The 12484-nt window shown below is 64.6% G+C and carries 9 protein-coding genes; 3 read left to right on the top strand and 6 right to left on the bottom strand.

Going from position 1 to position 12484, the window contains the following annotated elements; translation table 11 throughout:
- Positions 1-47: 47 nt before the first annotated feature.
- Positions 48-413 (bottom strand): Rv2175c family DNA-binding protein, encoded by a 366-nt coding sequence (locus ACFWHR_RS10585; RefSeq protein WP_382448272.1) that lies wholly within the window; start codon positions 411-413, stop codon positions 48-50.
- 94 nt (positions 414-507) lie between these two features.
- Between ACFWHR_RS10585 and pknB the strand changes: the two genes are divergently transcribed.
- A complete protein-coding gene (gene pknB, locus ACFWHR_RS10580) occupies positions 508-2460 on the top strand; it encodes a Stk1 family PASTA domain-containing Ser/Thr kinase (protein ID WP_382448271.1) in 1953 nt (650 codons plus the stop codon).
- 93 nt (positions 2461-2553) lie between these two features.
- Here the strand turns inward: pknB and ACFWHR_RS10575 are convergent, their stop codons facing one another.
- Positions 2554-3921, bottom strand: coding sequence for a class II 3-deoxy-7-phosphoheptulonate synthase (locus tag ACFWHR_RS10575; protein WP_382448270.1), 1368 nt, complete (start codon positions 3919-3921; stop codon positions 2554-2556).
- Positions 3922-4059: 138 nt separating this feature from the next.
- Positions 4060-4731 (bottom strand): lysophospholipid acyltransferase family protein, encoded by a 672-nt coding sequence (locus ACFWHR_RS10570; RefSeq protein WP_382448269.1) that lies wholly within the window; start codon positions 4729-4731, stop codon positions 4060-4062.
- A 119-nt stretch (positions 4732-4850) separates the two neighbouring features.
- Between ACFWHR_RS10570 and ACFWHR_RS10565 the strand changes: the two genes are divergently transcribed.
- Complete coding sequence (locus tag ACFWHR_RS10565; RefSeq protein WP_382448268.1) at positions 4851-6701, top strand: AMP-dependent synthetase/ligase; 1851 nt, start codon at positions 4851-4853, stop codon at positions 6699-6701.
- Here the strand turns inward: ACFWHR_RS10565 and def are convergent.
- Positions 6698-7189: a peptide deformylase gene (def, locus tag ACFWHR_RS10560; RefSeq protein ID WP_382448267.1), complete on the bottom strand. Its 492-nt coding sequence runs from the start codon at positions 7187-7189 to the stop codon at positions 6698-6700. The two genes, ACFWHR_RS10565 and def, sit on opposite strands and share 4 nt — an antisense overlap.
- Before the next feature lie 71 nt (positions 7190-7260).
- A complete protein-coding gene (locus ACFWHR_RS10555) occupies positions 7261-10665 on the bottom strand; it encodes a pyruvate carboxylase (RefSeq protein WP_382448266.1) in 3405 nt (1134 codons plus the stop codon).
- A 195-nt stretch (positions 10666-10860) separates the two neighbouring features.
- On the opposite strand from ACFWHR_RS10555, the gene ACFWHR_RS10550 reads away from it, so the two are divergent.
- Positions 10861-11703 (top strand): ParA family protein, encoded by an 843-nt coding sequence (locus ACFWHR_RS10550; RefSeq protein WP_382448265.1) that lies wholly within the window; start codon positions 10861-10863, stop codon positions 11701-11703.
- 94 nt (positions 11704-11797) lie between these two features.
- On the opposite strand, the gene ACFWHR_RS10545 is transcribed toward ACFWHR_RS10550, so the two are convergent.
- Complete coding sequence (locus tag ACFWHR_RS10545; protein WP_382448264.1) at positions 11798-12433, bottom strand: MerR family transcriptional regulator; 636 nt, start codon at positions 12431-12433, stop codon at positions 11798-11800.
- Positions 12434-12484 lie beyond the last annotated feature (51 nt).

Below are 12484 nucleotides of genomic sequence, written 5' to 3'. Positions count from 1 at the left end.
TTTTGGCGGTGCCCAGCGTCGCCCTCGAGGCCGATCGGGCACTGCTCTTAGAACGCGAGTGCTTGTGTGGCGCGGCGCACCGCGCTCTTCTGGCCACGCTGCAGCATGTCGACCGGGCGCTCTCCCAGCTCATCATTCAGCGACAACATCCAGACCACGGCCTGTTCTTCCGTAAGCCCCGCATCGTGGAGCGCGAGCAGCGTTCCTCGCAGCGGAGGCAACGGCTCATCACCCTGCAGAAACTCTGCGGGAACTCGCAGCGATCCCTGCACGCGCACGGACGCGAGGTGGTGATCCTCAATGAGTCGATGCACGCGTCCGGGGGTGACGCCCAGGCGGTCAACTAGCTCGGCGACGCTCAGCATCGGTGCGGTGTTCAACGGGTTGCTCTCAGCGGAGGTGTTCTCTGGCACGGGTCCACTCTGCCAGCGGCCTGGCGAGAGCGCAATCTCTCCACACTCGGCGCGCATCCCGGGCTGGGAACTGAATCTTCCGTAGACTTTCGGGGTGACCACTGTGCCCACAGACCCGCTCATCGGGCAAACGCTCGACGGACGATACGCGATCCGGTCGCGCATTGCCCGTGGCGGTATGGCCATGGTCTACCTCGCTACCGATCTGCGCCTTGAGCGCCGTGTCGCCGTCAAAGTGATGCACGAGCACCTTGCGGAAGACGAGAACTTCACCCGTCGCTTTGAACAGGAGGCGCGCAGCGCTGCGCGGCTGTCGCACCCGAACCTGGTGAACGTGTTTGACCAGGGGCACGACCTTGGCCGCACGTACCTCGTGATGGAGTACCTGCCGAGCATCACACTGCGAGAGCTGTTGAAGCAGCAGCGACACCTCACCGCCGAGCAGTCCCTGGAGATCGGTGACGCGGTACTCGCCGGCCTCGCGGCTGCTCACGGCGCCGACATCGTGCACCGCGACCTCAAGCCCGAAAATGTGATGCTCGCCGACGACGGCCGCATCAAGCTCGGCGATTTCGGCCTGGCTCGGGCGGTGAGCGCGAACACGACTACCGGCCAAGCGCTGCTCGGCACCATCGCCTATCTCTCCCCCGAGCTGGTCACCCGCGGCGTCGCCGACGCGCGCAGCGACATTTACGCGTTCGGCATCATGCTCTACGAAATGCTGACGGGAACGCAGCCGTTCGTCGGCGAACAGCCCATGCAGATCGCATATCAGCACGCGCACTCAGATGTACCCGCGCCGTCGCTCAAGAGTAGCGAGGCGAGCCCCGCGCTCGACGATCTCGTGCTGTGGACAACGCGGCGCGAGCCCGACGACCGGCCCCGAGATGCAAGCGAGGCGCTCGCATCCCTTCGCGCGATCACGCGCGGCGAAGCGCCCGCTGGCGCCACACGAGTACTTCCACGCGTGACTGACGAGGGCCAGCCCACGCCCTCAACGTCGGTGCTGGATCCCGCGCAGCAGTGGGCTGTGAGTGCGGGTGACGCCTCGGCCACAACGGTCGCCCCTGAGATCAGCGACGCTCCAGCCACCACTCCGCCCGCGACCTCGATCGATCGCGCCGGCACCGCGGCGAGCGTTCGCCGCCGCCGCGGTCGGCTCGTGGCGCTCGTCGTCATCGTATTGATCGCCGCTGCCGGAGGGCTCGGCTGGTGGTTCGGTCAGGGGCCCGGGTCGCAGGTCAGCGTGCCAGAGGTGGCTGGCCAAGAGATCGCTGCTGCACAGGCCGCACTCGAGGAGCGTTCGCTGGTCGCCGCTGTCACGGAGTGCTCAAGCCTCGACTTCCCCGCGGGGCAGGCATCGAAGACAGACCCAGAACCAGGCACACGCGTCGACCGTGGCACGACGGTACAGCTCTGCCAGTCGACGGGGCCGCAGGCGATGCCAGTACCGACGCTGGTCGGACTGTCGCTTGACGATGCGAAAGCCGCAATCACACATGCTCGCTTCACGGTTGGCGACGTGGTTGAGAAGCGCTTCTCCGACGACCAGCCCGACACCGTGCTCGCGGCGCTTGGCAGCAACGGCGACGCGCTCGGCGACACCTACCCGGAACAGGGCACTGTCGACCTCATCGTGTCGGCGGGCGCCGTGCCAGACGTAGTCGGGCTCACAGCCGACGCTGCCACGAAGCGCCTCGCCGACAGCTCGCTGACCGTCGATCCATCACTCGGAAGCGAGTCGCACAGCGATGACGTTGAGAAGGGCTCGGTCATTGCGATGCTGCCGCAGAGTGATCCGATGCGTCCGGGCGATACCGTCGGCCTCGAGATATCCCTCGGACCAGAGCTCTTCCCCGTGCCCGATGTCGCGAATATGGGCTTGCAGGAGGCAATGGACACGCTGACCGCCGCTGGGTTTACCCCGACGACGCTCGTGCCCGACGCACTCCGCAGCTTCGCGAAGGCCACTGGAACAGATCCCGCCGCCGGGCAAGAGGTTCCGGCTGGCACCGAGATCAGGGTACGCAGCACAATATCGCTCTAACGAGCCGTGGGGCAACTCCCGCGATGCAGTCGCGCGAGCTGCCCCACAGGCAGGTGGGCCCGCGGGCCGCGCTTGAGCGGCCCGCAAGCGCCACTATGAGATCTTCTTGAGCTCCTCGGCGACCTGGAACGCGAGCTCCAGCGACTGCATGTGGTTCAGTCGCGGGTCGCAGACCGATTCGTAACGCGTTGCGAGCGTTGCCTCATCGATGTTCTCCGAGCCGCCGAGGCACTCGGTGACGTCGTCGCCCGTGAGCTCGATGTGAATGCCTCCGGGGTTCGTGCCGACCTCGCGGTGCGCCTCGAAGAAGCCGCGCAGCTCGTCCATGACGTCGTCGAAGCGGCGCGTCTTGTACCCGGTTGCGGTGGTCATGCCATTGCCGTGCATCGGGTCAGTGACCCAGAGCGGCGTCGCGCCTGCGTCGCGCACCCCGGCAAGCAGGCCGGGCAACACGTCGCGAATCTTTCCCGCGCCCATCCGCGTAATGAACGTCAGGCGGCCCGGCTCGCGCTCGGGGTCGAGCTTGTCAATGAGGCGGAGCGCGTCGTCGACGGAAGCCGTGGGGCCGAGCTTCACGCCGATCGGATTGCGCACGTGCGACAGGAACTCGACGTGTGCGCCGTCGAGATCACGGGTGCGCTCGCCGATCCAGAGCATGTGCCCCGAGGTGTCGTACAGCTCACCCGTCCGCGAATCGACTCGCGTGAGCGGACGCTCGTAGTCGAGCAGCAGCGCCTCGTGGCTGACGTAGAACTCGGTCTGCGTCAGCGCCGCGTTATCGACGCCGCAGGCAGCCATGAACTTCAGAGCACGATCGATTTCGCCCGCGAGCGATTCGTAGCGCTGGTTCGCGGGGTTCGAGACGAAGCCCTGATTCCAGGCGTGCACCTGACGCAGATCGGCGAAGCCGCCCTGCGTGAACGCACGAATGAGGTTGAGGGTCGACGCAGACACGTGGTAGCCCTGCACCAGGCGCGACGGGTCAGCCGTGCGCGTTTCGGTCGTAAAGTCGTAGCCATTGACGAGGTCGCCGCGGTACGCCGGGAGCGTCACTCCGTCGCGCGTCTCATCGTTGCTTGACCGAGGCTTGGCGAACTGCCCGGCCATGCGGCCGACCTTGATCACGGGCATCGAGGCACCGTAGGTCAGCACCACAGCCATCTGCAGCAGCGTCTTCACGCGGTCGCGAATCTTGTCGGCGGTCGCGGCCGTGAACGTCTCGGCACAATCGCCCCCCTGCAGCAGGAAGGCCTCGCCGCGCGCGGCAGCAGCGAGTCGCGCGCGCAGTTGATCGGCTTCACCGGCGAACACGAGCGGCGGCTGCGATTCAAGCTCGCGCCTCGCCGACGTCACCGCTTCGGGATCCGGCCAGACCGGCTGCTGCTTGGCCTCGAGCGCCTGATAGGCGTCGAGCTCCGCGAACGCTCGTTCGGCAGCAGTCTCGTGAATCTGGCTCGTCATGTCGATCCCTTGCATGAAAGTGGTCGTGAAAAGTAGGTACAGAAAGGCCGCGACCAGCGGCCGCGACCCTGTCAGCCTAGTGCCTCACGGAGTCAAGCTCGTGTTGAGCGCCGACGCCCGCAGCGAACGCAGACGCCGCTAGCGGTTGCGCACGCTCGACGCGTACACATCAACGTACGTCTGCCCACTGAGTTTCTGAATCTCGAGCATGATCTCATCGGTCACGCTGCGCAGCACGAACCTGTCCGCGCTCATGCCAGAGAACCGGCTGAAATCGAGCGGCTTACCGACGACGGTGCCGATGCGTCGAATCTTCGGAATCTTGGCGCCAATGGGCATTGCCTTCTCAGTGTCGATCATCACGATTGGCACAACGACCGCTCCCGATTCAACGACGAGGCGTGCCACACCGGTGCGACCGCGATAGAGGCGCGCATCGGGGCTGCGCGTGCCCTCGGGGTAAATTCCGAGCACGTCGCCGCGATCTAGCACCCCGAGACCAGTATTCAGCGAGGCCTCCGACGCTTTGCCGCCCGAGCGATCAATAGGAAGCTGACCCACCGCGGTCATGAACGACTTCACGAGCCAGCCACGCAGGCCTTTCCCCGTGAAATAGTCGCTCTTCGCAAGAAAGTACACGCGCCGGTCGATCATCGACGGCATGAAGAAGGAATCGATCACCGAGAGGTGATTTCCTACAAGGATCACGGGTCCGGTCGTCGGAATGTTTTCGGCACCCTCCACCCACGGGCGGAAGATCGTTTTTAAGATCGGCCCGATGATCAGGTGTTTAAAAATCCAGTAGAGCACAGCCCACGATTCCTCTCGACTGAGAACACCCTACCCGAGGCGGGGGTGCCAAGCGGGTATGCATATAGGCTTGCAGAACTAGGTGCGACGCTGAACTCTGTGTCGCGTACGACGGATACATGAGTATCGAAGGAGCTGCCGTGAATCAGTCCGAGACCCCGATCCTTGTTCCGCCGGTGCCGGAAGACAACATCACGGACCTCCTGGAACAGCGCGTGCAAGCGACGCCGGATCGCCCGCTGTTCTCCGTGCCTGACGGTGAGGGCTGGCGCGACATCAGCGCGAGCGCGTTCCGCGCCGATGTCATCGCAATTGCGAAGGGCTTTGCGGCAACCGGGGTCGAGCCGGGCGATCGCGTGGCGCTCATGTGCAAGACCAGCTACCAGTGGACGCTCATCGACTTCGCGCTGCACTACGCGGGTGCCGTCATGGTGCCAGTGTACGAGACCTCTTCGCCGCTTCAGTTGCACTGGGTCCTCGAAGATTCCGGCGCACGGGGCATGATCTCTGAGTCTCCCGACATCGCGGCACGCTTTGACGAGGTCAGAGACGACCTCCCCGCGGTGGCATTGACCTGGCGGCTCGATCAGGGCGCACTCGATGATCTTCGTACGCGCGGCGCCGAGGTCGCAGACAGCGAGATCGAGCGTCGCCGTGGACTCGCCGTTGGATCAGACATCGCGACACTGATCTACACCTCGGGTTCAACGGGAAGGCCAAAGGGGTGCGTGCTCACCCACTCGAACTTCGTCGACCTCTCGCGCAACGCATCTGCCGCACTGTCAGAGGTCGTGCAGCAGCAGGGGGCCTCGACCCTGCTGTTCGTGACGCTCGCCCACGTGTTCGCGCGATTCATCTCGGTGATGTCGGTCAACGCCGGCGTGCGGGTCGGACATCAGGCCGACACGAGCCAGCTGTTGCCGGCGCTCGGTTCATTCAAACCGAGCTTTCTGCTCGCCGTGCCGCGCGTATTTGAGAAGGTCTACAACTCGGCCGAGCAAAAGACCGAAGCTGAGGGCAAGGGCAAGATCTTCCGCGCCGCATCCAAGGTCGCCGTCGCGCACTCTGAAGCGCTCGACGCGGGCAAGGTGCCGTTCATGCTCGCACTGAAGTTCCGCGTCTTCGACAAGCTCGTGTACAGCAAGCTTCGCGAGCGTCTCGGCGGCAACGTGCAGTTCGCAGTCTCAGGGTCCGCTCCGCTCAGCCACTTCCTGGGTCACTTCTACCGGAGCCTCGGCGTCAAGATCCTTGAGGGGTATGGCCTCACGGAGACGACCGCCCCGGTGACTGTGAATCTGCCGCAGCGGTTCAAGATCGGCACCGTGGGCCCTGCGCTGCCCGGCCACACCGTGCGCATCGCTGAAGACGGCGAGATCGAGGTCAAGGGCATCGACATCTTCAAGGAGTACTGGAACAACCCGGAGGCGACTCGGCAGGCGTTCACCGATGACGGCTTCTTCCGTACCGGGGATCTCGGTTCACTCGACTCTGACGGCTACCTGTCGATCACCGGACGCAAGAAAGAAATCATCGTCACCGCCGGCGGAAAGAATGTCGCGCCCGCGGCCCTTGAAGACCCGATCCGGTCGAACACCATCATTGGTCAGGTCGTGGTCGTTGGCGACCAGAAACCGTTCATTTCGGCGCTTGTGACGCTCGACCCGGAGATGCTTCCGGCGTGGCTCAAAAACAACGGTGAAGATCCCGGCATGACTCTCGAAGAGGCTGCGATTCACCCGAAGGTGCTGGCAGAGGTGCAGAGCGCCATTGACGCGGGCAACAAGTACGTCTCGCGCGCTGAGTCGATCCGCAAGTTCGTGATCCTCCCGACGGAGTTCATTGAGGCGAACGGGCATCTGACGCCGAAAATGAGCATCCGGCGCGACAATATTCTGCGGGACTTCGCGGGCGAGATCGCCAATCTCTACGGCGAGAACCCGCAGACCGAGACCGTGACTGTTCGCCGTTAAAACCAGCTCGACGTGCGTATCTGACGCATCGCCTCGCCGCGGGACTCGCGGTCGAGGCGAGACAGGTACAGCTTGCCATCGAGGTGATCGCACTCGTGCTGCAGCGCCTGCGCCATGAGACCCTCGCCCGAGATCTCGATCTCGTTCCCGTCGAGGTCGATGCCGCGCACGGTAGCGCGGGGGTAACGCAGCACATCGAACCAGAGCTCCGGCACGGAGAGGCAGCCCTCGCCGGTGAGCACCGGCTCCCCCGCGAGCTCAACGATCTCCGGGTTCAACACGTAACTGACCTCGCCGTCGATGTTGAGGCTGAACGCGCGCAGCGTGTGACCGATTTGCGTCGAGGCGAGGCCGGCCCGACCGTCCATATCGACCGTGTCGACGAGGTCTTGCACGAGTGCCCGTACGCCCTCGTCGATCTCCGTCACGGGGTCGCACACAGTGCGGAGCACGGGATCGCCAAAGACCCTGATTTCTCGAATCGCCATGACACACGAGCCTAGTGCCTCGCTGCGTCCAAGTAGGCGCAGCGAGGCACTCAGCTGTTCAGGGGTATACCCTAACTCCCGGCGATAACGGCGATCAGGTCACCCGATTCGAGCCCGCGAGTACCCGCGAACACGATCCGCTCGACGCGGCCTGAAACCGGCGCCGTGATAGCGGCCTCCATCTTCATCGCTTCGATGGACGCGACCGGCTGGCCAGCCTCGACCGTGTCACCCACCTCGACTTTGACCGTCACGGTGCCCGAGAACGGCGCGGAGACGTGCCCCGGAACCGTACGGTCAGCCTTCTCGGCGAGCACCGCCTCGACCTTCACAGATTCGTCCTTCACGAATACCTGACGGAGTTGCCCGTTGACACGCACCATCACGGTGCGCACGCCCTTCGGGTCGGCTTCACCGATCGCTTCGAGCCCCACGTACAGGCGTACACCACGCGAGAGATCAATCGCGTGCTCGTGCCCGGACTCAAGCCCGTAGAGGTAGTCCGTGGTGTCGAGCACCGAAACGTCACCGAACTGATCACGCGCATCCAGGAACAGGCGGGTGGGATGCGGAAACAGGAGTCGGTTCAGCGTGTGCCGGCGCTCATCGCTCGAACCGTCGAGCCGGGCTTGATCGTCAGCTGACACCGGGGCGACGTCGATGTTCACCGTGCGCCCAGCGAGCACCTTCGATCGGAATGGCTCCGGCCAGCCTCCGGGGATCTCCCCCAGCTCCCCCGCGAGGAAGCCGACGACCGAATCAGGAATGTCGTACTTCTCGGGGTGGGCTTCAAAATCAGCAGGGTCCGCGTCCACGGCCGATAGGTGCAGCGCGAGGTCACCAACGACCTTCGACGACGGCGTCACCTTCGGAATTCGGCCAAGAATTCGATCGGCAGCGGCGTACAGATCTTCGATCTTCTCGAAATTGTCGGCGAGACCCAGCGCGATCGCTTGCTGGCGCAGGTTGGAAAGCTGACCACCCGGAATCTCGTGCGTATACACACGACCCGTGGGCGACGGCAGCCCCGATTCGAAGGGCTTGTACACAGTGCGCACCGCGTCCCAGTACGGTTCCAACGCGTACACCGAATCTGCGTTGAGCCCGGTATCGCGCTCCGTGTCAGCGAGTGACGCGACGAGCGCAGACAGCGAAGGCTGGCTCGTCGTACCCGACATTGGCGCGGAGGCCGCATCGACCGCGTCGACGCCCGCAGCGGAGGCCGCAAGCAGGGTCGCAAGCTGGCCACCCGGAGTGTCGTGCGTGTGCAGGTGCACGGGTAGCGCAAATCGTTCGCGCAGCGCCGTCACCAACTTCGCGGCGGCGGCGGGCCTCAGCAGGCCTGCCATGTCCTTGATGGCGAGCACGTGCGCGCCAGCATCGACGATCTGCTCGGCAAGTCGTAGGTAATAGTCGAGCGTGTACTTGTCTTCCGCGGGCGAAAGCAGGTTGCCGGTGTACGACATCGCGACCTCGGCAACGGCGGTGCCCGTCTCGCGCACGGCATCGATCGCGACGCGCATCTGGTTGACATCGTTCAGGGCGTCAAAGATGCGGAACACATCAACACCCGTTGACGCCGCCTCACGCACGAACGCCTGCGCGACCTGCGCGGGGTACGGGGTGTAGCCGACCGTGTTCTGCCCGCGCAGCAGCATCTGGATCGGCACATTGGGCAGCGCTTCGCGTAGCGTGGCGAGCCGCTCCCACGGGTCTTCGCCCAAGAACCGGAGCGCGACGTCGTAGGTTGCCCCTCCCCACGCTTCAACGGACCACAGTTCGGGCGTCATACGCGCAACATACGGAGCGACCCGAGCGAGGTCTTTTGTACGCACCCGCGTGGCGAGCAGCGACTGGTGGGCATCCCGGAATGTCGTATCGGTCACCGCGAGCGCCGTCTGTTCGCGAAGCGCGCGAGCATACGCATCGGGGCCAACTTCAAGCAGTAGCTGCCGGTTGCCCGCGGGCGCCGGGTGACTGAGATCAAGCTTCGGGAGCTTCACCTCGGGGTCAACGTGCCCCGGGCGCGGACCGTGCGGCTGGTTCACCGTGACGTTCGCGATGTGCTGCAGCAGGCGCGTCGCACGATCCTTCGGCTTGTTCATCTGCAGCAGCTCCGGCCGATCCTCGATGAACTGTGTCGACACGTCGCCCGCTTGGAACGCGTCGTCCGCGAGCACGGCCTGCAGGAACGGAATGTTCGTCGCAACGCCGCGAATACGGAACTCCGCGAGCGCGCGCCTCGCCCGGCGCACCGCATCCTCGAACGAGCGGCCGCGGCAGGTCAACTTCGCGAGCATGGAGTCAAAGTGCGGGCTGATCTGCGCGCCGACGTCGATCGTGCCGCCGTCGAGGCGCACGCCACCACCACCCGGCGAACGATACGCCGTGATGCGACCGAGGTCGGGGCGGAACCCGTTTGACGGGTCCTCAGTCGTGATGCGGCACTGCAGCGCAAAGCCGCGCAACTGGATTCGATCCTGCGTGAGCTCGAGGTCCGCAAGCGTCGCCCCGGCCGCAATCAGCATCTGCGAACGCACGAGATCAACATCCGTGACCTCCTCTGTGACCGTGTGCTCGACCTGGATACGAGGATTCATCTCGATGAACACGTGCTCGCCCGCGCGCTCACCAGCGGTGTCGAGCAAGAACTCGACCGTGCCGGCGTTCTCATACCCGATCGACTGCGCGAAGGCGATCGCGTCGCGCGTCAACAGGTCGCGCTGATCCTGCGTCAGATTCGGCGCCGGCGCGATTTCCACAACCTTCTGATGCCGACGCTGCACCGAGCAATCACGCTCGAACAAGTGCACGACGGCACCCGTCGAGTCGGCCAGCACCTGCACCTCGATATGACGGGGCCGCAGCACTGCCTGCTCGATAAACATTGTCGCGTCACCGAACGCAGACTCCGCCTCCCGCATCGCCGCCTCGAGTGCATCGCGCAGGTCTTCGACCCGCTCCACACGTCGCATGCCGCGACCACCGCCGCCAGCTACAGCCTTCGCGAACACCGGAAAGCCGATACCCGTCGCGCCCTCGATCAGTTCATCAATGTCGGTCGACGGCGGCGTCGACCGCAACACCGGCACCCCGGCCTTGATCGCGTGCTCCTTCGCAGCGACCTTATTACCGGCCATTTCGAGTGCCAACTTGCCAGGCCCAATAAACCGAATGCCCGCGGCGTCAGCAGCGGCCGCCAGATCAGGGTTCTCCGAAAGGAATCCGTAGCCGGGGTAGATCGCGTCTGCGCCAGCCTCTACCGCGACCCGAACGATCTCCGCGACATCGAGATACGCGCGCACGGGGTGCCCCACGGATCCAATCAGGTAGGCCTCGTCCGCCTTCAATCGATGCAACGAATTGCGGTCCTCGTATGGGAACACCGCGACTGTTTGAGCACCCAACTCATGAGCCGCACGAAACGCGCGAATCGCAATCTCACCACGATTCGCCACCAAGATCTTCCGGAACACTCCGCCTCCTTGCTACTGTTCTCGCCGCCGGGTGCCCACACCGTCGAACTGGTTCGATATCAAGATACATGGTCACCCGACTCCAGCGCCCTATATATCCGAATGAACCGTGGAGCGACGCGCTCTTCTCCCGGTTTTCCGTTCGCCGATAACGAAGTCAGGCGACGCACTGCGTGAATCCACTAAACTTGCCACGTGCATGTATTGAGTGTGAGTTCCCTCAAGGGCGGCGTCGGCAAGACGACCGTGACGCTCGGCCTCGCCTCGGCCGCATTTTCCCGCGGTCTGCGGACGCTGGTCGTGGATTTCGATCCGCAGTCCGACGTCTCAACCGGCCTGGCCGTGAACCCCGAGGGGTTCGCGAACGTCGCGAATGTGCTCGAGAGCCCAAAAGAAAAGACGGTGCGCAGCGCGATCGCGCACAGCGGCTGGAACGATTACCACGAGGGCGGCACGATCGACCTCCTGGTCGGCAGCCCCTCGGCCATCAACTTCGACGGACCGCACCCCTCGACTCGCGACATTTGGAAGCTTGAGGAGGCTCTCGCGATCGTCGAGGCCGAGTACGATCTCGTGCTCGTCGACTGCGCTCCCTCATTGAACGCGCTCACCCGCACCGCCTGGGCCGCGAGTGACCGAGTGCTCGTCGTTGCAGAGCCGAGCCTGTTCGCCGTCGCCGCAACCGACCGCGCCCTGCGCGCCATTGAAGAGATTCGACGTGGTGTCAGCCCTCGGTTGCAGCCGCTCGGCATCCTGATCAACCGCACGCAGCCCCAGTCGATGGAACACCAGTTCCGCATTCGCGAACTGCGCGAAATGTTCGGCCCGCTTGTGCTCAACCCGCAGCTGCCAGAGCGGCTGTCGCTGCAGCAGGCGCAGGGTGCGGCGAAGCCCGTGCACATGTGGCCGGGCGAAGCCTCGCAAGAAATGGCCGCGAATTTCGACCTCGTGCTCGACCGGATCCTCCGCTCAGCGGGTATGGATGCCGCTCGGGCCGGTGCCTCAAGCGCTCCGACCGCGACCGTCGTCGAGGGCTAATAGCCTCGCCGGGCCCGGTAGTTGACCGCTGAAGCGCGGCGGCGCTGACACACGGTAGCGCTGACACACGGCAGTGCTGAACCGCCTGAGCCGACTACGAGATCTTGCGGGTCTTCCGACGCACCGCGAGTTCGTCTACCGATGACTCCGGAAGGGTTTCTTCACGGTGCTCATCCATGTCGACTAGCGACGTTTCAACCTCGCGCAGCACCTTGCCGACGGCGATGCCGAACACGCCCTGGCCACGGCTGACGAGGTCGATGACCTCGTCGCTCGAGGTACACAGGTAGACGCTCGCGCCGTCGCTCATGAGCGTCGTCTGCGAAAGATCGTGCACGCCGGCTTCGTGGAGCTGGGAGACCGCGGTGCGAATTTGCTGCAGTGAAATACCGGTGTCGAGTAGGCGCTTTACGAGCTTCAATACCAGGATGTCGCGGAAGCCGTAGAGGCGCTGAGACCCCGAGCCCTGCGCGCCGCGCACGGTGGGCTCAACGAGGCCCGTGCGGGCCCAATAATCCAGCTGACGGTAGGTGATGCCAGCGGCGCGAGCCGCAGTCGCGCCTTTGAAGCCGCCGTTCTGGTTCGGTCGCGGCAGGCCATCGTCGAAGAGCACGTCGGCGTCGATAGACAGTGGGGTGAAGGCTTCTGGATTGGACACGATCCCCGCGTCGGAGAGCGCCTGCGCCGATGGAGTCGCCGCGTCGCCGTCCGGCTGCTGAGTGTGCTCCATCGTGTTCCTTTCACATCGGCGCGCACAGGGAGGGGCGCCGAACTTCACCAA

Origin of the sequence: Leucobacter sp. NPDC058333 (assembly GCF_042726155.1) — a bacterium.
In the GTDB taxonomy this organism is placed as follows: Bacteria; Actinomycetota; Actinomycetes; order Actinomycetales; family Microbacteriaceae; genus Leucobacter.
This window is presented reverse-complemented; position numbering and strand designations above follow the sequence as displayed.

Excerpts from the sequence above, each read along its gene's own strand:
- ACFWHR_RS10575 (WP_382448270.1), bottom strand. The coding sequence starts at position 3,921 with ATGACGAGCCAGATTCACGAGACTGCTGCCGAACGAGCGTTCGCGGAG.
- ACFWHR_RS10565 (WP_382448268.1), top strand. The coding sequence starts at position 4,851 with ATGAGTATCGAAGGAGCTGCCGTGAATCAGTCCGAGACCCCGATCCTT.
- def (WP_382448267.1), bottom strand. The coding sequence starts at position 7,189 with ATGGCGATTCGAGAAATCAGGGTCTTTGGCGATCCCGTGCTCCGCACT.
- ACFWHR_RS10545 (WP_382448264.1), bottom strand. The coding sequence starts at position 12,433 with ATGGAGCACACTCAGCAGCCGGACGGCGACGCGGCGACTCCATCGGCG.